This window comes from Streptomyces sp. MNU76 (assembly GCF_020982545.1).
GTDB lineage: Bacteria > Actinomycetota > Actinomycetes > Streptomycetales > Streptomycetaceae > Streptomyces.
In genome coordinates this window covers 288,092-313,157 of record NZ_JAJKLK010000001.1, presented here as the reverse complement: position 1 = coordinate 313,157, position 25,066 = coordinate 288,092, and the positions used below count along the sequence as shown (strand labels likewise).

21 protein-coding genes and 1 pseudogene are annotated in these 25,066 nt (G+C 70.1%); 16 read left to right on the top strand and 6 right to left on the bottom strand.

Annotated features, from left to right (window positions below; all coding sequences use genetic code 11):
- Positions 1 to 23: 23 nt before the first annotated feature.
- Both E4N62_RS01370 and E4N62_RS01365 read right to left on the bottom strand, forming a co-directional pair.
- On the bottom strand, positions 24 to 1,181 hold the full coding sequence (locus E4N62_RS01370) for an acyl-CoA dehydrogenase family protein (RefSeq protein ID WP_230211560.1): 1,158 nt from the start codon (positions 1,179 to 1,181) through the stop codon (positions 24 to 26).
- Between the two features lie 136 nt (positions 1,182 to 1,317).
- Positions 1,318 to 1,917 carry a TetR/AcrR family transcriptional regulator gene (locus tag E4N62_RS01365; protein ID WP_230211559.1) on the bottom strand — a complete coding sequence of 200 codons (600 nt, stop codon included), beginning with the start codon at positions 1,915 to 1,917 and terminating at the stop codon, positions 1,318 to 1,320.
- Between the two features lie 86 nt (positions 1,918 to 2,003).
- Here E4N62_RS01365 and E4N62_RS01360 point away from each other — a divergent pair, with 86 nt between their 5' ends.
- Genes E4N62_RS01360 through E4N62_RS01345 form a run of 4 tightly spaced genes read left to right on the top strand, consistent with a single transcriptional unit; the run spans position 2,004 to position 7,718 of the window.
- On the top strand, positions 2,004 to 3,620 hold the full coding sequence (locus E4N62_RS01360) for a carboxyl transferase domain-containing protein (protein ID WP_230211558.1): 1,617 nt from the start codon (positions 2,004 to 2,006) through the stop codon (positions 3,618 to 3,620).
- A 14-nt stretch (positions 3,621 to 3,634) separates the two neighbouring features.
- Positions 3,635 to 5,599, top strand: coding sequence for a biotin carboxylase N-terminal domain-containing protein (locus E4N62_RS01355; RefSeq protein WP_230211557.1), 1,965 nt, complete (start codon positions 3,635 to 3,637; stop codon positions 5,597 to 5,599).
- Complete coding sequence (locus E4N62_RS01350; protein ID WP_230211556.1) at positions 5,596 to 6,561, top strand: hydroxymethylglutaryl-CoA lyase; 966 nt, start codon at positions 5,596 to 5,598, stop codon at positions 6,559 to 6,561. Before E4N62_RS01355 ends, E4N62_RS01350 begins: the two co-directional genes overlap by 4 nt.
- A complete protein-coding gene (locus E4N62_RS01345) occupies positions 6,558 to 7,718 on the top strand; it encodes an acyl-CoA dehydrogenase family protein (protein ID WP_230211555.1) in 1,161 nt (386 codons plus the stop codon). The genes E4N62_RS01350 and E4N62_RS01345 overlap by 4 nt, the downstream gene beginning before the upstream one ends.
- Before the next feature lie 150 nt (positions 7,719 to 7,868).
- Here the strand turns inward: E4N62_RS01345 and E4N62_RS47780 are convergent, their stop codons facing one another.
- Both E4N62_RS47780 and E4N62_RS01340 read right to left on the bottom strand, forming a co-directional pair.
- On the bottom strand, positions 7,869 to 7,994 hold the full coding sequence (locus E4N62_RS47780) for a hypothetical protein (RefSeq protein ID WP_268268898.1): 126 nt from the start codon (positions 7,992 to 7,994) through the stop codon (positions 7,869 to 7,871).
- On the bottom strand, positions 7,987 to 8,175 hold the full coding sequence (locus E4N62_RS01340; RefSeq protein ID WP_230211554.1) for a hypothetical protein: 189 nt from the start codon (positions 8,173 to 8,175) through the stop codon (positions 7,987 to 7,989). Before E4N62_RS01340 ends, E4N62_RS47780 begins: the two co-directional genes overlap by 8 nt.
- Positions 8,176 to 8,456: 281 nt before the next feature.
- On the opposite strand from E4N62_RS01340, the gene E4N62_RS01335 reads away from it, so the two are divergent.
- From E4N62_RS01335 to E4N62_RS01305, 7 genes are all read left to right on the top strand, one after another.
- Positions 8,457 to 8,768: a hypothetical protein gene (locus tag E4N62_RS01335; RefSeq protein WP_230211553.1), complete on the top strand. Its 312-nt coding sequence runs from the start codon at positions 8,457 to 8,459 to the stop codon at positions 8,766 to 8,768.
- Positions 8,769 to 9,262: 494 nt separating this feature from the next.
- A complete protein-coding gene (locus E4N62_RS01330) occupies positions 9,263 to 10,318 on the top strand; it encodes an ABC transporter substrate-binding protein (RefSeq protein ID WP_230211552.1) in 1,056 nt (351 codons plus the stop codon).
- 206 nt (positions 10,319 to 10,524) lie between these two features.
- Positions 10,525 to 11,382, top strand: a complete 858-nt coding sequence (locus E4N62_RS01325; protein WP_230211551.1) for a siderophore-interacting protein — start codon at positions 10,525 to 10,527, stop codon at positions 11,380 to 11,382.
- A 197-nt stretch (positions 11,383 to 11,579) separates the two neighbouring features.
- Positions 11,580 to 13,025: a lysine decarboxylase DesA gene (gene desA, locus E4N62_RS01320; protein WP_230211550.1), complete on the top strand. Its 1,446-nt coding sequence runs from the start codon at positions 11,580 to 11,582 to the stop codon at positions 13,023 to 13,025.
- 19 nt (positions 13,026 to 13,044) lie between these two features.
- Complete coding sequence (locus tag E4N62_RS01315) at positions 13,045 to 14,307, top strand: lysine N(6)-hydroxylase/L-ornithine N(5)-oxygenase family protein (RefSeq protein ID WP_374116900.1); 1,263 nt, start codon at positions 13,045 to 13,047, stop codon at positions 14,305 to 14,307.
- Positions 14,304 to 14,876 carry a GNAT family N-acetyltransferase gene (locus E4N62_RS01310; protein ID WP_230211548.1) on the top strand — a complete coding sequence of 191 codons (573 nt, stop codon included), beginning with the start codon at positions 14,304 to 14,306 and terminating at the stop codon, positions 14,874 to 14,876. The genes E4N62_RS01315 and E4N62_RS01310 overlap by 4 nt, the downstream gene beginning before the upstream one ends.
- The gene (locus tag E4N62_RS01305; RefSeq protein ID WP_230211547.1) at positions 14,873 to 16,645 is read left to right on the top strand and encodes an IucA/IucC family siderophore biosynthesis protein; all 1,773 of its coding nucleotides are present in this window, start codon (positions 14,873 to 14,875) and stop codon (positions 16,643 to 16,645) included. Before E4N62_RS01310 ends, E4N62_RS01305 begins: the two co-directional genes overlap by 4 nt.
- A 248-nt stretch (positions 16,646 to 16,893) precedes the next feature.
- Here E4N62_RS01305 and E4N62_RS01300 read toward each other — a convergent pair.
- Positions 16,894 to 18,541, bottom strand: a pseudogene (locus E4N62_RS01300) (beta-N-acetylhexosaminidase).
- Between the two features lie 62 nt (positions 18,542 to 18,603).
- On the opposite strand from E4N62_RS01300, the gene E4N62_RS01295 reads away from it, so the two are divergent.
- The 3 genes from E4N62_RS01295 to glmS all read left to right on the top strand — a co-directional run bounded on the left by E4N62_RS01295 (position 18,604) and on the right by glmS (position 21,824).
- Entirely contained in the window at positions 18,604 to 19,473 is an 870-nt protein-coding gene (locus E4N62_RS01295) for a DUF4429 domain-containing protein (protein ID WP_230211546.1), read from the top strand.
- A gap of 248 nt (positions 19,474 to 19,721) precedes the next feature.
- Complete coding sequence (locus tag E4N62_RS01290) at positions 19,722 to 19,979, top strand: hypothetical protein (RefSeq protein ID WP_230211545.1); 258 nt, start codon at positions 19,722 to 19,724, stop codon at positions 19,977 to 19,979.
- 27 nt (positions 19,980 to 20,006) lie between these two features.
- Positions 20,007 to 21,824: a glutamine--fructose-6-phosphate transaminase (isomerizing) gene (glmS, locus tag E4N62_RS01285; protein ID WP_184893728.1), complete on the top strand. Its 1,818-nt coding sequence runs from the start codon at positions 20,007 to 20,009 to the stop codon at positions 21,822 to 21,824.
- A 219-nt stretch (positions 21,825 to 22,043) separates the two neighbouring features.
- On the opposite strand, the gene E4N62_RS01280 is transcribed toward glmS, so the two are convergent.
- Positions 22,044 to 22,574 carry a universal stress protein gene (locus E4N62_RS01280; RefSeq protein ID WP_230211544.1) on the bottom strand — a complete coding sequence of 177 codons (531 nt, stop codon included), beginning with the start codon at positions 22,572 to 22,574 and terminating at the stop codon, positions 22,044 to 22,046.
- A gap of 570 nt (positions 22,575 to 23,144) precedes the next feature.
- Here E4N62_RS01280 and E4N62_RS01275 point away from each other — a divergent pair.
- Both E4N62_RS01275 and E4N62_RS01270 read left to right on the top strand, forming a co-directional pair.
- Positions 23,145 to 23,432: a hypothetical protein gene (locus tag E4N62_RS01275; RefSeq protein WP_230211543.1), complete on the top strand. Its 288-nt coding sequence runs from the start codon at positions 23,145 to 23,147 to the stop codon at positions 23,430 to 23,432.
- A gap of 378 nt (positions 23,433 to 23,810) precedes the next feature.
- Positions 23,811 to 25,037, top strand: coding sequence for a helix-turn-helix domain-containing protein (locus E4N62_RS01270; protein ID WP_230211542.1), 1,227 nt, complete (start codon positions 23,811 to 23,813; stop codon positions 25,035 to 25,037).
- Positions 25,038 to 25,066: the final 29 nt, after the last annotated feature.

Here is a 25,066-nt window from a genome sequence, read left to right as displayed (position 1 = left end):
CCGGTGCTTTACAGACCCGGTCCCTACAGACCCATGTCCTTGGCGATGATCGTCTTCATGATCTCGCTGGTGCCGCCGTAGATACGGTTGACGCGGTTGTCCGCGTACAGGCGGGCGATCGGGTACTCGTTCATGAAGCCGTAGCCGCCGTGCAGCTGGAGGCAGCGGTCGATGACGCGGTGGGCGACCTCGGTGCAGAACAGCTTGGCGCTGGCGGCCTCGGCGGGCGTCAGCTCACCGGCGTCGAGGGCCTCCGTGGCGCGGTCGGCGACGGCCTCGGCCGCGTCGACCTCGGCCTGGCAGGCGGCCAGCTCGAACTTGGTGTTCTGGAAGGCGGCGACGGGCTGGCCGAAGACGACGCGCTCCTGCACGTACTGCTTGGCGAACCGTATGGCGGCCTTGGCCTGCGCGTAGGCGCCGTAGGCGATGCCCCAGCGCTCGGAGGCGAGGTTGTGGCCGAGGTAGTAGAAGCCCTTGTTCTCCTCGCCGAGGAGGTCCTCGACGGGCACCTTGACGTCGACGAACGCCAGCTCGGCGGTGTCGGAGGTCTTCAGGCCGAGCTTGTCGAGCTTGCGGCCGACCGAGTAGCCCTCGGCCTTGGTGTCCACGACGAAGAGGGAGATGCCGTGGCGGCGGTCCTCCTTGGTCGGGGCGGACGTACGGGCGCACACGATCATGCGGTCGGCGTGGACGCCGCCGGTGATGAAGGTCTTGGCGCCGTTGAGGACGTAGTGCGTGCCGTCCTCGGAGAGCTTGGCGGTGGTGCGCATGCCCGCGAGGTCGGAGCCGGTGCCCGGCTCGGTCATCGCGATGGCCCACATCTCCTCGCCGGAGCAGAACTTCGGCAGGAAGCGCTTCTTCTGCTCGTCGGTGGCGAGCAGCTTGATGTAGGGCAGGCCGAGCAGCACGTGCACGCCGGAGCCGCCGAAGGTGATGCCCGCGCGGGCGGTCTCCTCGTACAGGACGGCCTCGAACTTGTAGGAGTCGATGCCGGCGCCGCCGTACTCCTCGTCGACGCGGATGCCGAAGACGCCGAGCTCGGCGAGCTTGTAGTAGAACTCGCGCGGCGCCTGGCCCGCGGCGAGCCACTCGTCGTAGACGGGCACGACCTCGGCCTCGATGAAGGCACGGAGGGTCTCCCGGAACGCCTCGTGATCCTCGTTGAACACCGTACGGCGCACGCCGTCACCTCCACCTGAGTGCTTTCGGATGTGCCCAGCGCCCCACCGGACGCATCCGAGTCGGCTAAGCGCTTGCTCAGGCAACCGTACCGGCGGGTAGGGAACCCCGTCCAGACCCTTCCCCCCGTAACGCTCGTCACTCCTGCGCAGCAGCGGCCCCGAACGCCCCCCGTGCCATCCGGTGCAGCAGCTCCGCGGTGGCCGTGCGGCCCGGCAGGGAACCGGGGCGGCCCAGGTGCGGCGTGGAGTTCAGCAGGCCGAAGACCGAGTGCACGGCGGAGCGGGCGGCGGGCTCCGCGAGGCCCGGGTGAACCTCGCGCAGCACCTGCACCCAGAGCTCGACGTACTGGCGCTGGAGCTGGCGGACCAGCTTGCGGTCGCTGTCGCGCAGGCGGTCCAGCTCACGGTCGTGCAGGGTGATCAGGGGGCGGTCGTCCAGGGCGAAGTCGATGTGCCCCTCGATGAGCGAGTCGAGGACCGCCTCGGCCGGCCCCCCGTCGGCCTCCGCCAGCCGCCGCTTCGCACCCGTCAGGAGCTGCCCGCTGATGCCGACCAGCAGCTCGGCGAGCATCGCGTCCTTGCCGGCGAAGTGCCGGTAGAGACCGGGACCGCTGATCCCCACGGCGGCGCCTATCTCGTCGACGCCGACGCCGTGGAAGCCGCGCTCGGCGAAGAGCCGCGCGGCCTCCTTGAGGATCTGCTCGCGACGGGTGGGGGCTTCGGTTCTGGTGGTCATGGGAGCAATTCTAGACAGGGAGGTTAGCGGTCGTTAACCTGAAGGAAATGCGTTAACGCTCATTAACAAGGTGAGGGGTTCGCAGGATGCACGAGGCACCGGAGCTTCACAGCGCGGCCGATCCCGCGTCGGAAGCCTGGCGGGCCAACGAGGAGGCCCACCGCGCGCTGGTGGACGAGCTGCGCGGCAAGCTCGCCGCCGCCCGGCTCGGCGGCGGCGAGAAGGCGCGCGCCCGGCACACCGCGCGCGGCAAGCTGCTGCCGCGCGACCGGGTCGACACCCTCCTCGACCCCGGCTCCCCGTTCCTGGAGCTGGCGCCCCTGGCCGCCGACGGGATGTACGAGGGGCAGGCACCGGCGGCGGGGGTGATCGCCGGGATCGGCCGGGTCGCCGGCCGCGAGTGCGTGGTCGTCGCCAACGACGCCACCGTCAAGGGCGGCACCTACTACCCGATGACGGTGAAGAAGCACCTGCGCGCGCAGGAGGTGGCCCTGGAGAACCGGCTGCCCTGCCTCTACCTGGTCGACTCCGGCGGCGCCTTCCTGCCCATGCAGGACGAGGTCTTCCCCGACCGGGAGCACTTCGGCCGGATCTTCTACAACCAGGCGCGGATGTCGGGCGCGGGCATCCCGCAGATCGCCGCCGTGCTGGGGTCGTGCACGGCGGGCGGCGCGTACGTCCCCGCCATGAGCGACGAGGCCGTGATCGTCCGGGGGCAGGGGACCATCTTTCTCGGCGGCCCGCCCCTGGTGAAGGCCGCCACCGGTGAGGTCGTCACCGCCGAGGAGCTGGGCGGCGGCGAGGTGCACTCGCGGATCTCCGGGGTCACCGACCACCTCGCGGAGAGCGACGCCCACGCCCTGCGCATCGTGCGGACCATCGTCTCCACCCTGCCCGCCCGGGGCCCGCTGCCCTGGTCGGTCGAGCCGGCCGTCGAGCCGAAGGTCGACCCGTACACGCTGTACGGCGCCGTGCCGGTCGACTCCCGCACCCCGTACGACGTCCGCGAGGTCATCGCGCGCGTCGTCGACGGCTCGCGGTTCGCGGAGTTCAAGGCGGAGTTCGGGCAGACCCTGGTCACCGGTTTCGCCCGGATCCACGGGCACCCGGTCGGGATCGTCGCCAACAACGGCATCCTCTTCTCCGAGTCCGCGCAGAAGGGCGCCCACTTCATCGAGCTGTGCGACCAGCGCGGCATCCCGCTGGTCTTCCTGCAGAACATCTCCGGCTTCATGGTCGGCCGGGACTACGAGGCCGGGGGCATCGCCAAGCACGGCGCCAAGATGGTGACGGCGGTGGCCTGCACCCGCGTCCCCAAGCTGACGGTCGTCGTCGGCGGCTCGTACGGCGCGGGCAACTACTCGATGTGCGGCCGGGCCTATTCGCCGCGCTTCCTGTGGATGTGGCCGAACGCCAAGATCTCCGTGATGGGCGGCGAGCAGGCCGCGTCCGTCCTGGCGACCGTGAAGCGGGACCAGTTGGAGGCACGCGGCGAGGAGTGGGCGGCCGAGGACGAGGAGTCCTTCAAGGACCCGATCCGCGCCCAGTACGAGCGCCAGGGCAACGCCTACTACGCCACCGCCCGGCTCTGGGACGACGGGGTCATCGACCCCCTCGACACCCGCCAGGTCCTGGGCCTCGCCCTGACCGCCTGTGCCAACGCGCCCCTGGGTGACCCCCAGTTCGGCGTCTTCCGGATGTGAGGGGACGGACGAAGATGTTCGAGACAGTACTGGTGGCGAACCGCGGCGAGATCGCCGTCCGCGTCATCCGCACCCTCCGCGCGCTCGGCGTCCGCTCCGTCGCCGTGTACTCCGACGCGGACGCCGACGCCCGGCACGTCCGCGAGGCCGACACGGCGGTACGGATCGGCCCGCCGCCGGCCGCCGAGAGCTACCTGTCGGCGGAGCGGCTGCTGGAGGCCGCCGCCCGCACCGGCGCGCAGGCCGTCCACCCCGGGTACGGCTTCCTCGCCGAGAACGCCGCCTTCGCGCGGGCGTGCGCCGACGCCGGCCTGGTCTTCATCGGTCCGCCCGCCGACGCCATCTCCCTCATGGGCGACAAGATCCGCGCCAAGGAGACGGTCCGGGCGGCCGGCGTGCCGGTGGTGCCGGGCTCCAGCGGCAGCGGTCTGACCGACGGGCAACTCGCCGACGCCGCACGGGAGATCGGCATGCCGGTGCTGCTGAAGCCCAGCGCGGGCGGCGGCGGCAAGGGCATGCGGCTGGTCCGGGACACGGCCGTGCTGGCCGACGAGATCGCCGCGGCCCGGCGCGAGGCCCGCGCCTCCTTCGGCGACGACACCCTGCTGGTGGAGCGGTGGATCGACCGCCCCCGGCACATCGAGATCCAGGTCCTCGCCGACGGCCACGGGGGCGTGGTCCACCTCGGCGAGCGCGAGTGCTCCCTCCAGCGCCGCCACCAGAAGATCATCGAGGAGGCGCCCAGCGTCCTGCTCGACGAGGCGACCCGTGCGGCGATGGGCGAGGCGGCCGTCCAGGCGGCCCGCTCCTGCGGCTACTCGGGCGCGGGCACGGTCGAGTTCATCGTCCCCGGCGGCGACCCGTCCTCGTACTACTTCATGGAGATGAACACCCGCCTCCAGGTCGAGCACCCGGTGACCGAGCTGATCACCAGTGTCGACCTGGTGGAGTGGCAGCTGCGGGTCGCGGCGGGCGAGCGGCTCGCCTTCGCGCAGGAGGACGTGACGCTGACGGGGCACGCGGTCGAGGCCCGCCTCTGCGCCGAGGACCCGGCGCGCGGCTTCCTCCCCTCGGGCGGCACGATCCTGCGGCTGCGCGAGCCCCAGGGCGACGGCGTCCGCACGGACTCCGGCCTCAGCGAGGGCACGGAGGTCGGCTCGCTGTACGACCCGATGCTCTCCAAGGTCATCGCGTACGGCCCCGACCGCGCCACCGCCCTGCGCCGGCTCCGGGCGGCCCTCGCGGAGACGGTCACCCTCGGCGTCCAGACGAACGCGGGGTTCCTGCGGCGGCTGCTGGCCCACCCGGCGGTGGTGGCGGGCGAGTTGGACACGGGACTGGTGGAGCGTGAGGTCGAGGGGCTGGTCTCCGCGGAGGTCCCGGAGGCGGTGTACGAGGCGGCGGCGGCCGTACGGCTCGACGAGCTGCGGCCTCGCGTGAGCGGCTGGACCGACCCCTTCTCCGTCCCGAACGGGTGGCGTCTCGGCGGTGAACCCCTGCCGCCGGCCTTCGACCTGCGCGTGACGGGACTCGAACCCGTCACCCACCGCCCGCGCGGCACCCACACCGTCACCGACGACCGGGTCGCCGTGACGCTGGACGGTGTCCGCCACACCTTCCACCGCGCCGCCGACTGGATCGGCCGGGACGGCCACGCCTGGCACGTGCGCGACCACGACCCCGTGGCGGCGTCCCTGAGCCGGTCCGCGCACGCCGGCGCCGACTCGCTCACCGCCCCCATGCCCGGCACCGTCACCGTCGTGAAGGTGGCCGTCGGGGACGAGGTGACCGCCGGTCAGAGCCTGCTGGTGGTGGAGGCGATGAAGATGGAGCACGTCGTCTCCGCGCCGCACGCCGGGACGGTCGCCGAGCTGGACGTCGCACCGGGCACGACCGTCGCCATGGACCAGGTGCTGGCGGTCGTCGCGCCCCACGAAGAGAACGAGGAGCACGAGGAGCGCGAGGAGGTGGCGCGGTGACCCTGCCCATGACGGTCCCCGAGGCCGGCCTGCCGGCCCGCGTCCGCATCCACGAGGTGGGCGCCCGGGACGGCCTGCAGAACGAGAAGTCGACCGTGCCCACCGAGGTCAAGGCGGAGTTCGTCCGCCGCCTGGCCGACGCGGGGCTCACCACGATCGAGGCCACCAGCTTCGTCCACCCCAAGTGGGTGCCCCAACTGGCGGACGCGGAGGCCCTTTTCCCGCTCGTGAGCGACCTGCGGGTGGCCCTGCCCGTCCTCGTCCCCAACGAGCGCGGCCTCGACCGCGCCCTCGCGCTCGGCGCCCGCCGCGTCGCCGTCTTCGCGAGCGCCACCGAGTCCTTCGCCAAGGCCAACCTCAACCGCACGGTCGACGAGGCACTGGCGATGTTCGCACCGGTGGTGGCACGGGCGAAGGCCGAGGGCGTCCACGTCCGCGGCTACCTCTCCATGTGCTTCGGTGACCCCTGGGAGGGCGCGGTCCCGGTCCCCCAGGTCACCCGGGTCTGCCGCGCCCTGCTCGACATGGGCTGCGACGAGCTCAGTCTCGGCGACACGATCGGGGTGGCGACCCCGGGCCATGTCCGGGCCCTGCTGACCGAACTCACCGCGGGCGTCCCCGTCGAGAAGCTCGGCGTGCACTTCCACGACACGTACGGCCAGGCCCTCGCCAACACCTACGCGGCGCTCCAGCACGGCGTCACCACCGTGGACGCCTCCGCGGGCGGCCTCGGCGGCTGCCCGTACGCGAAGTCCGCCACCGGAAACCTCGCCACCGAAGACCTCGTGTGGATGCTGCGCGGACTCGGCATCGACACCGGCGTCGACCTCGGCCGTCTCGTCGCCACCAGCGCGTGGATGGCCGAACACCTGGGCCGACCCAGCCCGTCCCGCACCGTACGCGCCCTGTCCCACGAGGACGACAAGGGCCACGAGGACCCAAGGAGCACTGACGTCTCATGAACCACCGCCTCTCCCCCGAGCTGGAAGAACTCCGCCGCACGGTCGAGGAGTTCGCGCACGAGGTCGTCGCGCCCAAGATCGGCGACTTCTACGAGCGGCACGAGTTCCCCTACGAGATCGTGCGCGAGATGGGCCGCATGGGGCTGTTCGGACTGCCGTTCCCCGAGGAGTACGGCGGCATGGGCGGCGACTACCTGGCGCTCGGCATCGCGCTGGAGGAACTGGCCCGGGTGGACTCGTCCGTGGCGATCACCCTCGAAGCCGGGGTCTCCCTGGGCGCGATGCCGATCCACCTCTTCGGCACACCGGCGCAGAAGGAGGAGTGGCTGCCGCGGCTCTGCTCCGGCGAGATGCTGGGCGCGTTCGGCCTGACCGAGCCGGACGGCGGCTCGGACGCGGGGGCGACCCGGACGACGGCCCGCCTGGACGAGTCGACGAACGAATGGGTCATCAACGGCAGCAAGTGCTTCATCACCAACTCGGGCACGGACATCACGGGGCTGGTCACGGTCACGGCGGTCACCGGCCGCACCCCGGACGGCAAGCCGCTGATCTCCTCGATCATCGTCCCGTCCGGCACCCCCGGGTTCACGGTGGCCGCCCCCTACTCCAAGGTCGGCTGGAACGCCTCGGACACACGTGAACTGTCCTTCTCCGAGGTCCGGGTCCCGGCGGAGAACCTCCTCGGCGAACAGGGCCGCGGCTACGCCCAGTTCCTGCGCATCCTCGACGAGGGCCGGATCGCCATCTCGGCGCTCGCCACCGGCCTCGCCCAGGGCTGTGTGGACGAGTCGGTGAAGTACGCGAAGGAGCGGCACGCCTTCGGCCGGCCGATCGGCGCCAACCAGGCGATCCAGTTCAAGATCGCCGACATGGAGATGAAGGCCCACACGGCCCGCCTCTCCTGGCGCGACGCGGCCTACCGCCTCGTCGCCGGTGAACCCTTCAAGAAGGAGGCGGCCCTCGCCAAGCTGTACTCCTCCACCGTCGCCGTCGACAACGCCCGTGACGCCACGCAGATCCACGGCGGCTACGGCTTCATGAACGAGTACCCCGTCGCCCGTATGTGGCGCGACTCCAAGATCCTGGAGATCGGCGAGGGCACGAGCGAGGTGCAACGGATGCTGATCGCACGGGAGTTGGGGCTGACAGGGTGATATCTCCCGCGTTCACCCGCGAGGTCAGCCGAACCAGCTCACCTGCACCAGCACGACCCGCTCGCCCCGCACGTCCGTCAGGTAGGTGAGCATGAGCAGACCTCGGCTCTCGGTGCGCACGCCAGGCCCCGGTCCGGTGTAGGCGGCCCCTTACAGAAAGACCATGGATTCGCGTACGGCGATTTCGTTGGCCAGCCGCTCGGTCTCGGCACGGGCGGCTTCGGGAAGACCGTCCAGCAGATCGTCGCAGAACGGCTCCCAGTGCCAGTCAGCCACCGGCAACCTCACGATGCGCGGCGCGCACGATGTCACCGGCTTCACGGATCGCGCGCTCCCGCCCGACGGGATCCGGACTGCTGATGGCCTGTTCGGCGGCGTGCAGGCGGCGGGCGGTCCCGGGGTGCCGCTCGATCTCGACGACGACGGCCCACTGCCGGTAGAACATCCGGATCGGCACGACGCTGTCCTCGTCCCCGGCTCTGACGAAGGCCGTCTGAAGGTCCTCGAAGAACTCGGGAAGCCGGGAGGGGACAACCGTGGCGACGGCCTGTCGCAGGTTCGGCAGAGTGAGCTCGGGTCGAGGAATGAGCGGACCGTACAGACCCCCTCCTGGTCCGCAATGGTGACCTGCTGTGGCTCTACTTCGGAGCGCCCGACAACCGACTCGACAGCGACCGGGAACCCCTGCTGATCGGCACCGAGGGCTGGGCGAAGTCCACGCTCATCGCCCCCGGCAATGTGTGGGGGGACGAGCGGGTCGACCTGATCTCCCGCAACACCGAGACCGGCGACCTCTACATCCACACCGGCACCGGCGACAACGGTGACGGTCTCGCGGACCAGTCGACCAAGATCAAGACTGGATACGGGTTCACCACCGGGAGGGCCCCACTGGTGACCTCTCCCGGAGACGCCGACCACGACGGAGTACCAGACCTGTGGACCGTTCTTGAGACGGGCCACCTGTGGTTCGTTCCCCGCATCTCCAAGGGCGACCTGCCCCTCAGGGATCTGGGTGGCGGTTGGAGCGGCTACCAAGCCCTCAGCTGAACCACCGGCGCCGAGCGGCCGGGTTCCGGGGTCGGTTCCTCCTGCGGCTCCGGCCCACGGACGCCGGTGACATACACAACGTTTGAGCCGACGCCAGGTGGGTGACTCCCACTTGGCGTTCGGCCGAACCGCCGGGCGAGCATGCACGCAAGATGAGTTATTTTCGGCCACTGACGGACGGGGATGTTCGATTGCCCGAACACCAGGGGGCCCCAAAGGCCCATCGACCGAGGGAAGTTGGGGCCGCAACCGAGCCCGGGACCGTTCGAGGCAGACCTTCCCTTTCGCGAGGCGAGTGACCGATTCAGGGGGTCTCGCCATCCCGCGCGCCCACCCAACCTTCGATTCACAGGAAACACAAAGGCCGCAACGGCAGTGGACCCCGGCGTTCCATCACCCGGAACCACCCCCTGGACAACTGATGAGGTTAGGCTAACCTACCTTCGAACTCGCCCTCGGGCGGCACTCCGCCCCGTTCGAAAGTAGCCATACACATGTCCAACGCCAGAGCCGCTCACCTCACCCGCCGTGGCATCCTCGCCGCCGGTGGCGCACTCGGTCTCGGCGCCGTGCTCGCCGCCTGCGGGGACGAGAGCTCGACGAGCAGCGGCACTGGCTCCGACAAGGAGACGGCCGCCGCGAAGGGCCCCTGGTCGTTCAAGGACGACCGCGGCGAGACCGTCAAGACCGACAAGGCGCCGTCGAACATCGTCGCGTTCGTGGGTGTCGCCGCCGCACTCCACGACTACGGCATCGGCGTCAAGGGCGTCTTCGGCCCGACGAAGACGACGGACGGCAAGGCCGACGTCCAGGCCGGCGACCTCGACATCAGCAAGGTGGAGATCCTCGGCAACGTCTGGGACGAGTTCAACGTCGAGAAGTACGCCGCCCTCGCCCCCGACGTCCTCATCACGACGCTGTTCGACGACGCCGGCACCCTCTGGTACGTGCCCGAGGCATCCAAGGACAAGATCGCCAAGCTCGCGCCGAGCGTCGGCATCTCCGTGTACGACCGTCAGCTGACCGAGCCGCTGCAGCGCATGCTGGAGCTGGCCAAGTCGCTCGGCGCGGACACGGGGTCCGAGAAGATCACCGCCGCGAAGAAGCGGTTCGAGGACGCGGCCGCCCGGCTGCGCGCGGCTACCAAGGCCAAGCCCGACGTCAAGGTGCTCGCCGGCTCCGCCAGCCAGGACATCTTCTACGTCTCCGGTTCGAACCTCTCCATCGACCTGGAGTACTTCAAGGCCCTCGGCGTGAACTTCGTCGAGCCGAGCGCCGCCGCGCTGAAGGCCAGCGGGGGCTGGTTCGAGAACCTCAGCTGGGAGAACGTCGACAAGTACGACGCGGACGTCATCATCATGGACAACCGCACGTCGGCGATCCAGCCGGACGCGATCGAGGAGGCGACGTGGAAGAAGCTTCCCGCGGTGAAGGCCGGGCAGGTCATCGGGCGCAACCCCGAGCCGATCCTGTCCTACGACAAGTGCGCGCCGCTTCTCGAGGAGCTGGCCGAGGCGATCGAGAAGGCGAAGAAGGTCAGCCAGGGCTGAGGCCCGGGGGGTGACTGCGGGTCCGGTGGGGCTTCTCGCGCAGTTCCCCGCGCCCCTCAAAGCAACGGCCCCTGCGGGCCGTTGAAGAAGCACGGGGCGCAGCCCCTGCTTTTTCAGGGGCGCGGGGAACTGCGCGACCAGCCCCCACCGGACCCGCACCCGCCCACGAACCCCCACACGCTCCCGCCCCCTACCCAGGAGCCCCCATGACGACGGCCGTAGCCGCCCCCTTCCGTTTCTTCTCTCTTCAGGTCGTGCGGACGGAGCGGCTGGGGCCGTCTCTCGTGCGTGTCTCGTTCGCGGGGGACGATCTGCGGTTCTTCCACTCCGACGGCCACGACCAGTCACTGTCGCTGTTCCTGCCGCACCCGGGGCAGGAAGTCCCGGCCGTCCCCCACGAGTTGGGCGACGGCTGGTGGCAGGCGTGGCGGGAACTGCCGGACGACGTAAGGGCGGTGATGCGCTCGTACACCCTGCGGGGGCTCCGCGCGGACGCCCACGGGGACACCGTCGAGATCGACATCGACTTCGTGCTGCACGGGGTCGAGCCGAGCGCGGCCGTGCCCGCCGGGCCAGCCTCGCGGTGGGCTTCCCAAGCCGCTCCCGGCCACCGGGTCGTCCTGCTCGGGCCCGCGATCGCCGACAACCGGGCGATCCGGTTCCGTCCGCCGGTCGACACCGATCTGGTGCTGATCTGGGGTGACGACACGGCACTGCCCGCCGCCTCCGCGATCCTGGAGTCGCTGCCGGCCGGCACCCCGGCCCGGGTCTGGCTGGAGGTCCACCACGCGGGGGACATCCAGGACCTGACCACCGCGGCCGACGCCGAGATCACCTGGCTCGTGCGGAGCGAGGGCGCGCCCACCGCCCTCGACGCCATCCGCGCCGCCCGACTGCCCTCCAGCGAGGTGCCGTACGCCTGGATCGCCGGCGAGTCCGGCCGGGTGAAGGAGTTGCGCCGTCATCTCGTGCGGGAGCGCGGGATCGACAAGCGACGCGTCACCTTCGTCGGGTACTGGCGCGAGGGTCTGACGGAGGAGCAGCTGCGGGAGCGCGGCGAGTAGTTCGCGGCAGCGGAGACGCCGGAGGACCGGAGTCGGCCCCACTGGCGTGTTCAGAGTCAGTGAAGTGACCACGGTCACGGACGAGCCCGGAGTCCCCTCATGTTAATTAGGTTAGGCTTACCTAAGTTGGACGAGGTGATGTCACCCCCACTCACTTCTCCGTCCCACCCGGACCGCCCCGCTCGGAGGACCTCCCCATGCGCTCGCACCTGCTCAATGACACGACCGCGGAGCGGTACCGCCGCACCGTGACCGAAGGCGTGGAGCGGGTGGCGGCCAAACTCGCCACCACCGAACGACCGTTCACCGGTGTCACCGTCGATGCCCTCTCTCCCCGCATCGAGAAGATCGACCTCGACAAGCCGCTGCACGACACGGCCGCCGTCCTCGACGAGTTGGAGGACGTGTACCTGCGCGACGCGGTCTACTTCCACCACCCGCGCTACCTCGCCCACCTCAACTGCCCGGTCGTCATCCCGGCCGTGCTCGGCGAGGCCGTCCTCTCCGCCGTCAACTCCTCCCTGGACACCTGGGACCAGTCGGCCGGCGGCACCCTGATCGAGCGCAAACTGATCGACTGGACCAACGAACGCATCGGCTTCGGTCCCGCCGCCGACGGCGTCTTCACCTCCGGCGGCTCGCAGTCCAACCTCCAGGCCCTGCTCCTCGCCCGGGAGGAGGCCAAGACCGACAGCACCGCCACACTGCGGATCTTCGCCTCCGAGGTCAGCCACTTCAGCGTGAAGAAGTCCGCGAAACTGCTGGGCCTGGACCAGGACGCGGTCGTCTCCATCCCGGTCGACGGCGACAAGCGCATGCAGACCCTGGCACTCGCCCGGGAGCTGGAGCGCTGCAGGCACGACGGCCTCGTCCCCATGGCCGTCGTCGCCACCTCCGGCACCACCGACTTCGGCTCCATAGACCCGCTGCCCGAGATTGCCGAGCTGTGCGACCGGTACGACACCTGGATGCACGTCGACGCGGCCTACGGCTGCGGCCTGCTCGTCTCCCGCAAGCGCCGCGACCTGCTGAACGGCATCGAGCGCGCCGACTCCGTCACCGTGGACTACCACAAGTCCTTCTTCCAGCCGGTGAGTTCGTCCGCCGTCCTGGTCCGCGACGGGAGCACCCTGCGCCACGCCACCTACCACGCGGAGTACCTCAACCCGCGCCGTATGGTCACCGAGCGCATCCCCAACCAGGTCGACAAGTCCCTGCAGACCACCCGCCGCTTCGACGCGCTCAAACTGTGGATGACGCTGCGCACCATGGGCGCCGACGGCATCGGCCAGCTCTTCGACGAGGTCTGCGACCTGGCGGAGGAGGGCTGGAAACTGCTCGCCGCCGACCCGCGCTACGACGTCGTCGTCGAGCCCCGGCTCTCCACGCTGGTCTACCGCTACATCCCCGAGGCCGTCACCGACCCGGCGGAGATCGACCGCGCCAACCTGTACGCCCGCAAGGCCCTGTTCGCCTCCGGCGACGCCGTGGTCGCGGGCACCAAGGTCGGCGGTCGCCACTACCTGAAGTTCACCCTGCTCAACCCCGAGACCACGGCCGAGGACATCGCCACCGTGCTCGATCTGATCGCCGGCCATGCCGAGCAGTACCTGGGAGAATCCCTTGACCGCGTCGCTTCCTGAACCCGCCGTGAAAACAGCTGTGAAAACCTACGACTTCATCGGCATCGGACTGGGACCCTTCAACCTCGGCCTCGCCTGCCTCACCGAGCCCATCGCCGAACTCGACGGGCTCTTCCTGGACTCGAAGCCGAACTTCGAGTGGCACTCGGGGATGTTCCTCGACGGTGCCCACCTCCAGACCCCGTTCATGTCGGACCTGGTCACCCTCGCCGACCCGACGTCCCCGTACTCCTTCCTGAACTACCTGAAGGACTCGGGCCGTCTGTACTCGTTCTACATCCGCGAGAACTTCTACCCCCTGCGGGTCGAGTACGACGACTACTGCCGCTGGGCCGCCGGCCGGCTGAACAACGTCCGCTTCAGCACCACGGTGACCGAGGTGACGTACGAGGACGACGTGTACGCCGTGCGCACGGCCGACGGGGACGTCCTGCGCGCCCGCCGGCTGGTCCTCGGCACCGGTACCGTCCCGTACATCCCGGAGGCCTGCCAGGACCTGGGCGGCGACTTCTTCCACAACGCGCAGTACATGCACCGCAAGGCGGAGCTGCGGTCGAAGAAGTCGATCACGATCGTCGGCAGCGGCCAGAGCGCCGCGGAGATCTACCACGAACTCCTCTCCGAGATCGACGCCCACGGCTACCAGCTCAACTGGGTCACCCGATCCCCGCGGTTCTTCCCCCTCGAATACACCAAGCTGACGCTGGAGATGACGTCCCCGGACTACATCGACTACTTCCGCGCGCTGCCCGAGGAGACCCGCTACCGGCTGGAGAAGCAGCAGAAGGGCCTGTTCAAGGGCATCAACGGGGATCTGATCGACTCGATCTTCGACCTGCTCTACCAGAAGAACGTCACCGCCGGCGGCCGTCCGGTCCCGACCCGGCTGCTCACCAACTCGTCCCTCAACAGCGCCACCTACGAGGACGGCCGGTACACCCTCGGTCTGCGCCAGGACGAGCAGGGCAAGGACTTCGAGATCGAGACCGAGGGCCTGATCCTGGCCACCGGCTACCACTACCGGCCGCCGGCCTTCCTCTCCCCGATCAACGACCGGCTCGTCTTCGACGGCCACGGCCGCTTCGACGTGGCCCGCAACTACGCGATCGACACCACCGGCCGCGGGGTCTTCCTGCAGAACGCGGGCGTCCACACCCACAGCATCACCTCGCCCGACCTGGGCATGGGCGCGTACCGCAACGCGTCCATCATCCGCGAGCTGCTCGGCTCCGAGTACTACCCGGTCGAGAAGACCATCGCGTTCCAGGAGTTCGCCGTATGAGCCCCGTCAGCGACACCGGTGGTGAGCACTTCACCTTCCGCCCTCTGGACCCGCTGAGCGACGCCGAGCTGCTGCACCGCTGGGTCACGCACCCCAAGGCGGCGTACTGGATGATGCAGGACGCCCGGCTGGAGGAGGTCGAGCGGGCGTACATGGAGATCGCGGCCGACCCGTACCACCACGCCCTGCTGGGGTTGCTGGACGGCGAACCCGCGTTCCTCATGGAGCAGTACGACCCCGCCCACCGTGAACTCGTCGGCCTGTACGAGCCCGAGCCGGGCGATGTCGGCATGCACTTCCTGGTGCCGCCGACGGACACCCCGGTGCACGGCTTCACCCGGTCCGTCATCACCGCCGTGATGGCGCACCTCTTCGAGGACCCGGCCACCCACCGGGTCGTCGTCGAGCCGGACGTGTCCAACAAGGCGGTCCACGCCCTCAACGAAGTCGTCGGTTTCGTCCCCGACCGCGAGATCGACAAGCCGGAGAAGCGCGCACTGCTGAGCTTCTGCACGCGAGAGCAGTTCTTTCGCAGCCAGAGCCTGGCTGCCCGAGGAGTAGCCGTATGACCCTGTCCGACGCCGTAGCGCATCTGTCCCCCCACCGCTGGGCACGGGCCAACCGCCTGCTCATCCGCAAGGCCCTCGCCGAGTTCGCCCACGAGCGGCTCATCACGCCGGAGGCCACCGCCGACGGCCGCTTCGAGGTCCGCAGCGACGACGGCGCGACCCGCTACGGGTTCACCGCCGTCCGACGCGCCCTCGACCACTGGCAGGTCGACGCCGACTCGATCACCCGTCGACGGGACGGCGTCGACCTCCCTCTGGCCGCCCTGGACTTCTTCATCGAGCTGAAGCGGTCCCTCGGCCTGAGCGACGAGATCCTCCCGGTCTACCTGGAGGAGATCTCCTCCACCCTGGCCGGCACCTGCTACAAGCTCACCAAGCCGCAGACGCCGGTCGCCGAGCTGGTGGACGCCGGGTTCCAGGCCATCGAGACCGGGATGACCGAGGGCCACCCCTGCTTCGTCGCCAACAACGGCCGCCTCGGCTTCGGCGTCCACGAGTACCTGTCGTACGCCCCCGAGACGGCGAGCCCCGTCCGCCTGGTCTGGCTGGCCGCGCACCGCTCACGGGCGGCGTTCACGGCGGGCGTCGGCATCGAGTACGAGGCGTTCCTCCGGGACGAGCTGGGCGCGGAGACCGTCGACCGCTTTCACTCCGTCCTCACGGAGCTGGAGCTGGACCCCGCCGGCTACCTCTTCATCCCCGTCCACCCCTGGCAGTGGTGGAACAAGCTCAGTGTCGCCTTCGCCGCCGAGGTCGCCCAGCGGAACCTGGTGTGCCTCGGCGAGGGCGACGACGAGTACGTGGCCCAGCAGTCGATCCGCACCTTCTTCAACAGCTCGGCCCCCGAGAAGCACTACGTCAAGACGGCGCTCTCCGTCCTCAACATGGGCTTCATGCGCGGCCTGTCGGCGGCGTACATGGAGGCCACCCCGGCGATCAACGACTGGCTGGCCGGCCTCATCGACAACGACCCGGTCCTGAAGTCCACCGGCCTGTCGATCATCCGCGAGCGGGCGGCCGTCGGCTACCGGCACCTGGAGTACGAGGCCGCCACCGACAAGTTCTCCCCGTACCGCAAGATGCTGGCCGCGCTGTGGCGCGAGAGCCCGGTGTCGTCCCTCCAGGAGGGCGAGTCCCTGGCGACGATGGCCTCCCTGGTCCACGTCGACCACGAGGGAAGGGGCTTCGCGGCGGCGCTGATCGCCCGCTCGGGCCTGACCCCCACGGAATGGCTCCGCCGCTACCTTCGGGCCTACTTCACCCCCCTCCTCCACAGCTTCTACGCCTACGACCTCGTCTTCATGCCGCACGGCGAGAACGTCATCCTCGTCCTGAAGGACGGTGTCGTCGAGCGGGCGATCTACAAGGACATCGCCGAGGAGATCGCGGTCATGGACCCGGACGCGGTGCTCCCGCCGACGGTCGAACGCCTCCGCGTGGACGTCCCCGAGGACAAGAAGCTCCTGTCGATCTTCACGGACGTCTTCGACTGCTTCTTCCGCTTCCTGGCCGCGAACCTCGCCGAGGAGGGCGTCCTGGACGAGGAGGACTTCTGGCGCACGGTCGCCGAGACCGTCCGCGACTACCAGCACGCGATGCCCGAACTCGCCGACAAGTTCGCCCAGTACGACATGTTCGCCCCGGAGTTCGCGCTGTCCTGCCTCAACCGCCTGCAGCTGCGCAACAACAAGCAGATGGTCGACCTGGCCGACCCGGCGGGCGCGCTGCAGCTCATCGGCACCCTGCGGAACCCCATCGCGGGCCTGTAGCCCCCGGCACGGCCCCACCCGGACAGACGGGCACCTCGGAGTACGGTCCTCCGAGGTGCCCGTCGCTGTCCCGCCGATCGCTCAGCTGCGGCCCGGTGGGGACTGGTCGCGCAGTTCCCCGCGCCCCTCAAAGCAACGGCCCCTGCGGGCCGAAAAGCACGGGGCGCAGCCCCGGCTTTTCAGGGGTGCGGGAACTGCGCGAGAAGCCCCACGCACCCGCACCCGCCGACACACAGGCACCCCCACCCCTACCGCGCCGCAGGCCACGGCACCCGGGCGCCCGGAAGTACCCCATCCCCAACGCCTCCCATCGCGGCCCCTGCGCAGCAAGCCTCCCCGATACCCGTCCCACCCATGCGTGGAGACCGGCGACCACCCCAACTCCGCAACCCCCGGCAACCGCGGAAACACCATGTACTCAACATCCGCCGAGGAATCGATCGTCTCCGTCCACAACGGCGCCTCGACCCCGCGCACCGCGGAACCCGGCACCCCCTCCAGATAGCTCCCCGGATCCCAGTCGTACGACCGCCGCACATCCACATAGCCGGCCCAGTCGAGCCCGAGCGGCGTGTCCTTGTCGTACTTCATGTCGAGGTAGATCCGGTCCGCGGGCGACAGCACGACCCCCGTCCCGTTGCGCGCGGCAGCAGCCACCCGCTCCTTCTCCTCCGCGCCCGTGCTGTCGAGTCCCCAGTACTGCGCGAGAGCGCCCCGCGTCGGCGTCGCCCCGGTCAACTGGTGCCAGCCGACCACGGTCTTCCCGTACCGCTCGACGACCGGCTGCACGCGGTCCATGAACTTCACATAGTCCTCGTGGCTGGTGGAGTGCGCCTCGTCGCCGCCGATGTGCAGATACCGCCCCGGTGTCAGCGCGGCCAGTTCCCGTACGACGTCGTCCACGAAGTCGTACGTCACGTCCTTGTCGACGCACAGGGAGCTGAAGCCGACCTCGGTGCCGGTGTAGAGCGGGGGCGCGACGCCGTCGCAGTTCAGCTCGGCGTAGGAGGCGAGCGCCGCGTTGGTGTGGCCCGGCATGTCGATCTCGGGGACGACTTCGAGGTGGCGCGAGGCCGCGTAGCGGACGATCTCGCGGTAGTCGGCCTTGCTGTAGTGGCCGCCGGGGCCGCCGCCGACCTGGGTGGAGCCACCGTACGAGGCGAGACGCGGCCAGGAGTCGATCGCGATGCGCCAGCCCTGGTCGTCGGAGAGGTGCAGATGCAGCTTGTTGAACTTGTAGAGCGCCAACTGGTCGATGTAGCGCTTGACCTGGCTCACGGTGAAGAAGTGGCGGGAGACGTCCAGCATCGCGCCGCGCCAGCCGTAGCGCGGGGTGTCCTCGATCGTGCCGCCCGCGATCAGCCAGGGGCCCGGCCGCACGGAGTCCTCCTCGACGGCGGCGGGCAGCAGTTGGCGCAGGGTCTGGACGGCGTGGAAGAGCCCGGCGGGCGCGCGGGCGGTGAGGGTGACGCCGGACCTCCCGCTCCGCAGCCGGTAGCCCTCCTGGCCGAGACCCGTCTCCCCCGCGGCCAACCGGAGGTGGATTCCGGCCTCCTGACGTTCGGTGACCGGCAGCCGGTACCCCGTCGAGGGCCGCAGGATCCCGGCGAGGTACTCCCCCACCCGACGGGCCTCGGGCCCGCCGTCCACGACGATGCGTGTACCGCTCGTCAGCCGGTACGGCGATCCGTCGGCCCGGACCGAGGCGGGGGCCGGGATCACCTGCCCGAGCGGGACGGGGGCGGCGTCGGCAGGGGCGTTCTCGGACACGGGTGCGGCTCCCACGGCGAAGATCCCGGCCGCCACCACCAGCAGCGAGCCGAGAAGGCGGGTCGACCTGTGGTGCGATCTCACGACGAGCTCCCTCCACGTATCGAACGGTGCGCTCCCCACCATCGCCTCTCCACCCCCTCCAGGTCTAGACCACCTCTTCCCGCGGCCGGTGAAAGAATCCCCGCATGGCGGAAATCCTCCAACAGGACGGCACGTGGACCTTCGACGGCGACACACTGCGGCTGACCCCCGGCCGCGACAAGAGCGTGAGCCTGCTCCGCAAGACCCTGGGTGAACTGGCCGTCCCGCTGGGCGCGTTGGCGGGCATCTCCTTCGAGCAGGGCAGGAGGTCCGGGCGGCTGCGGCTCCGGCTGCGCGACGGCTCCGACCCGCTCCTCCAGGCCACCGGCGGACTACTCACCGACACCAACGACCCGTACCAGCTGAGCGTCGACGCCGACCGGTACGGCGTCGCCGAGTACTTTGTGGAGGAGATCCGCAACGCGCTGCTCCTGGACCAGGTCCCGACCGACGCGGTCGACTCCTACCTCCTCGCCGGTCCGGCCGTCCCGCTCTCCGTCTCCGCCGGGGACGGCACCGCGAGCTTCGACGGCGACCACGTACGGCTGGAGTGGAACTGGAAGACGGAGGACGCGAAGGCCGCCGCCGGGGCGCGCACGCTCTCCCTGGCGGACATAGCGGGCGTCGAGTGGCACCCCTCGGTCGGCCTGGAGAACGGCTACCTCCGCTTCACCGTGCGGAACGCGCCGACCAAGGCCCCGCCCAAGTACGACCCCAACTCCGTGGAGCTGTGGGGCTTCAAGAAGGACCCGCTGATGGCCCTGGTCGCGGCGGCCGTGCAGGCGCGGCTCCCACACCCGGCGACCCCGGCGCCGAAGCAGCCGCCCGCGCCGGCCGCGGACCGGCCCGCCCCGGAGGAGGACCACGACGCCCTGCTGCGCCGCCTGCGCGAACTGGGCGACCTCCACCGGTCCGGAGTGCTCACGGACGAGGAGTTCGCCCTGGCCAAGCAGGCGGTCCTCAAACGCCTCTGACGTGCGCGAGGACCGCCCGCCCGGTCACCGGGGTCACCTGGCGCGGCATACCGCCGCCGGGGTCCGAGAAATGTCCATGGTGTCCAAAAGTCGTCGCCTCAGGCGACGAGACACGAGCCTCCCGGTGGACGGCGCACGAGCAGCCCCTCATAACACGTTCAGCGTACCCTCAGGGTCGGTAACAGTATCCTGCCCGATATCGGGCAGGATTCTTGCGAAACGCCCTCCGGTACCCCAGGATCTACCGAGTGCACGACGAACTCGTTGATCACCTGACGCGATCCTCGCCCCTCAGCCGGGGCGAGGCGCTGCGTGTGATCCAGGACGTGCTCGCCTACTTCGACGAGACGACCGAGGAGTTCGTCCGTCGCCGCCACCGCGAGCTCCAGGCCCAGGGTCTGGTCAACGCGACGATCTTCGAACAGATCGAGGCGGACCTGAAATACCGGGCGGTCGCACCACCGGAGCTCACGCTCAGGCAGCTGCGCCGCATCGTCTACGGCTGAACATCCACAGCTAGGGGATACGTATATATGTGCGGGATTGTCGGTTACATCGGCAAGCGCGACGTGGCGCCGCTGCTCCTGGAGGGCCTGCAGCGCCTGGAGTACCGGGGCTACGACTCGGCGGGCATAGTCGTCACCTCGCCCAAGACGGCCGGCCTGAAGATGGTCAAGGCCAAGGGCCGGGTCCGGGACCTGGAGGCCAAGGTCCCCGCGCGCTTCAAGGGCACCACCGGCATCGCCCACACCCGCTGGGCCACCCACGGCGCCCCGTCCGACGTGAACGCCCACCCGCACATGTCGGCCGACAACAAGGTCGCCGTCGTCCACAACGGCATCATCGACAACGCCTCCGAGCTGCGGAAGAAGCTCGAAGCGGACGGCGTCGAGTTCCTCTCCGAGACCGACACCGAGGTCCTCACCCACCTCATCGCCCGCTCCCAGGCCACCACCCTGGAGGAGAAGGTCCGCCAGGCGGTGCGGATCGTCGAGGGCACCTACGGCATCGCCGTGATGCACGCCGACTTCAACGACCGGATCGTCGTCGCCCGCAACGGCTCCCCCGTCGTGCTCGGCATCGGCGAGAAGGAGATGTTCGTCGCCTCGGACATAGCCGCTCTGGTCGCCCACACCCGCCAGATCGTCACCCTCGACGACGGCGAGATGGCCACCCTCAAGGCCGACGACTTCCGCACCTACACCACGGAGGGCACCCGCACCACGGCCGAGCCCACCACCGTGGAGTGGGAGGCCGCCTCGTACGACATGGGCGGCCACGACACCTACATGCACAAGGAGATCCACGAGCAGGCCGACGCCGTGGACCGCGTGCTGCGCGGCCGGATCGACGACCGCTTCTCCACCGTGCACCTCGGCGGCCTCAACCTGGACGCCCGTGAGGCGCGCCAGATCCGCCGCGTCAAGATCCTCGGCTGCGGCACCTCGTACCACGCGGGCATGATCGGCGCCCAGATGATCGAGGAGCTGGCCCGGATCCCCGCGGACGCCGAGCCGGCCTCCGAGTTCCGCTACCGCAACGCGGTCGTCGACCCCGACACCCTCTACATCGCCGTCTCCCAGTCCGGCGAGACCTACGACGTGCTGGCGGCCGTCCAGGAGCTGAAGCGCAAGGGCGCGCGGGTGCTGGGGGTGGTGAACGTGGTCGGCTCGGCGATCGCCCGCGAGGCGGACGGCGGCATCTACGTCCACGCGGGCCCCGAGGTCTGCGTCGTCTCCACCAAGTGCTTCACCAACACCACCGTCGCCTTCGCCCTGCTGGCGCTGCACCTGGGCCGCACCCGCGACCTCTCCGTCCGCGACGGCAAGCGGATCATCGAGGGCCTGCGCAAGCTCCCCGCCCAGATCTCCGAGATGCTGGAGCAGGAGGAGGAGATCAAGAAGCTGGCCGAGCAGTACGCCGAGGCCCGCTCGATGCTCTTCATCGGCCGCGTCCGGGGCTACCCGGTCGCCCGTGAGGCCTCCCTGAAGCTCAAGGAGGTCTCCTACATCCACGCGGAGGCCTACCCCGCCTCCGAGCTCAAGCACGGCCCGCTGGCACTCATCGAGCCCGCCCTCCCGACGGTCGCCATCGTCCCCGACGACGACCTGCTGGAGAAGAACCGCGCCGCCCTGGAGGAGATCAAGGCCCGCAGCGGCCAGATCCTCGCCGTCGCCCACCAGGAGCAGGAGAAGGCCGACCAGACGATCGTCGTCCCCAAGAACGAGGACGAGCTCGACCCGATCCTGATGGGCATCCCCCTCCAACTCCTCGCCTATCACACGGCGTTGGCCCTGGGCCGCGACATCGACAAGCCGCGCAACCTCGCCAAGTCGGTCACCGTCGAGTAAAGAGGCCGTACGACGAAGACGGACCCCCACGTGATGCCACCGCTCACAAGGGGGTCCGTTCCATGACGCCGGGGTCGCCCAACATCCCGGCGCCGCTGCCAACTACCGTGGCCGTCACACCACTCCGTGCGGCATCACGCGGGTTATGCCCTTCACAAGGCCACAAACACCCCTACGCGCCAGTAGACTTGCGCGTTCTCGAACTCGAACTCGAACTGGTCAGGGAATGACGATGACCGGGCGCTGCGCCCGCTTGGCGAGCCGCCCGGCGACGGACCCGAAGATCCGCCCGACGATCCCGTGCGTCGACCCGACGACGATCGCGTCGGCCTCGTACTCCCGCCCCACCTCTTCGAGTTCGTGGCAGATGTCGCCACCGCGCTCGACGAGGATCCAGGGCACTTCGACGAGGTAGTCGGCGCAGGCGAGCTCCAGCCCGAGGACCTCGGTCCGGTGATCGGGTACGTCGACGAAGACGGGCGGCTCGCAACCGGCCCACACGGTCGTGGGCAGCCGGTTGGCGACGTGCACGATGATCAGGCCCGAACCGGAGCGGCGGGCCATGCCCACGGCGTACGCGAGGGCACGCTCACTGGACGTCGAACCGTCGAAGCCGACGACGACGCCGTGCTTGAAGGCAGGGTCGCAGGAAGGACGCGCCTCTTCCGCCGCAAGGGGCTCTGCCGCCGTGGGATCGGCGACGGGCCGACGCTTGCGGTCCGCGGAGTCGAAGAATTCGTGACCGGCCATGGGTGTCTCGGCGTTCGGATCCTCGTGGATGGGACGACGTGGATGGGACGTCGGTGCGCGGCGGAGCCGTGTCCGGGAAACATCTTCCCAACCCCATACCCCCAAGGGTACGACCGCACGCCTCCTCCGCCCAGACCCCGCACCGGCTGCGCGGGGTTCCAGGGAGCATGCACGAGCACAGCCCCGTAACGCAATGGTTGCTGCCACGTACAGCCGGTTTGGACAGGAAGGCGGCTGCCGGGCGCGGGCGGCACCGACGGGGCCCGATGGGGCAGCGCCGACGGCAATCCGATCAGGCAGCATCGACGACAACCCGATCAGGCAGCACCAGTGACCGACGGGTCGAACACGCGTTGAACCCCCGTAAGCCGACCCCGAGGGAGCCAGGAGGGAGCCCGCAGTGCCCGCCCACCGCACAGCACACCGGACCGCACCCCGCACCACCGCGCCCCAGTCCGTCCGCCCCCTGTCCCCGCCCCCGAGGCCGAAGCCGGACCCGACGGCACCGCCGGGGCTCGATCCCGGCGCCGCCCCGCCCCCGCGCCCGTCCCCGCCGACACCGCCACGGACGTGGTCCGCTGGGCGGCGTTCAGCTGCGTTCTCGTCCCGGTCGTCCTCGTCTGGTACGGCACCTCGCTCGCCGGCGCGACGGGCGCGGCCCTCGGCCTCGCCGCGGTCACCGGCGTATGCCGCGCCCTGCTCCGCCAGTCCGAGCGCGGAGCGGCCCACGCTTCCCGCGCCGCCGCCGCCCGTTCGATGGCCGAAGATCGCACCTCCGCGCGCGGCCGACGCGGGCACTCGACCTCAGGGGCGCACGGGGGCGGACGGAACTCCGGCATGAGTACGCCGGTCGACTGACCGGTTTCCGCGCACACCCCCGTATCTTTTCAGCCAACTTCGGCCACCTGCGCGTTCCTTGGTCGAGCACCCCTCCACCCCCCGTTCGACCTGCACTGAAAGGGGTCCTGGGGCCTCGCGCACCCTACGTGGACCGGCCACTGGGACAAGGCGCACTTCCCTGCGCGGCCCGCGAGTGCAACGCTTCGTGATCGAATGCTTTACGCCAAGTTGCCATGTCGACAATGTGCCGGTTGGCGATCTGGTCACGCCGGCACCACGGGACACAGTAGATTCGATCATGACTGTCTTACGGCGGGGGACTCGTGCAGGACCAAGGGGAAACGTGCAGGAGCGACACAACCGAGGAGCCGCGACCACCGAGGGGGGCTTAGCAGTATGAGCCACGACTCCACCGCCGCGCCGGAAGCCGCGGCCCGGAAACTGTCCGGGCGACGCCGCAAGGAGATCGTCGCGGTGCTGCTGTTCAGCGGCGGTCCCATCTTCGAGAGTTCCATACCACTGTCGGTGTTCGGGATCGACCGCCAGGACGCCGGCGTACCGCGCTACCGCCTGCTGGTGTGCGCGGGCGAGGAAGGCCCGCTGCGGACCACAGGGGGCCTGGAACTCACCGCACCGAACGGCCTGGAGGCGATCTCGCGGGCGGGCACGGTGGTCGTGCCCGCATGGCGTTCGATCACCTCACCGCCGCCGGAGGAGGCGCTCGACGCACTGCGCCGAGCGCACGAAGAGGGTGCCCGCATCGTCGGCCTGTGTACCGGCGCATTCGTGCTGGCCGCCGCCGGCCTGCTGGACGGCAGGCCCGCGACGACGCACTGGATGTACGCGCCGACGCTGGCCAAGCGCTATCCGTCCGTCCACGTCGACCCACGAGAGCTCTTCGTGGACGACGGGGACGTACTCACCTCGGCCGGTACCGCGGCCGGAATCGATCTCTGTCTGCACATCGTGCGGACAGATCACGGCAACGAGGCGGCAGGGGCCCTGGCCCGGCGTCTCGTCGTACCACCCCGTCGATCGGGCGGCCAGGAGCGCTACCTCGATCGATCTTTACCCGAGGAGATCGGCGCCGACCCGCTCGCCGAGGTCGTCGCCTGGGCGCTGGAGCACCTCCACGAGCAGTTCGACGTGGAGACGCTCGCGGCACGGGCGTACATGAGCCGTCGTACGTTCGACCGCCGGTTCCGCTCGCTCACCGGGAGCGCTCCCCTGCAGTGGCTGATCACTCAGCGCGTGCTGCAGGCGCAGCGTCTGCTGGAGACGTCGGACTACTCGGTGGACGAGGTCGCGGGCCGCTGCGGCTTCCGTTCGCCGGTGGCGCTGCGCGGGCACTTCCGGCGGCAGCTGGGTTCGTCCCCGGCGGCGTACCGGGCGGCGTACCGGGCCCGGCGGCCGCAGAACGACAAGCCCGGCGACCACCACGACGGACCGCACGGCGTCCCGGGGCCGTCCCCGATGGCGCCGGAGCACGCGCCGGTACCGCTGCAGGCGCGGCGCACGGCCGCGGCGAGCGCCCTGGCACCGTCGGCGTCCATGTCCACGGAGGGCGCCAAGCCGGAGCTGTACGCGACGGGCCGCCTGCCGGGCCAGCGCAGCGCGCCGTAGCGTGGCAGCCGTGTGCCGCGTAGTGGTGT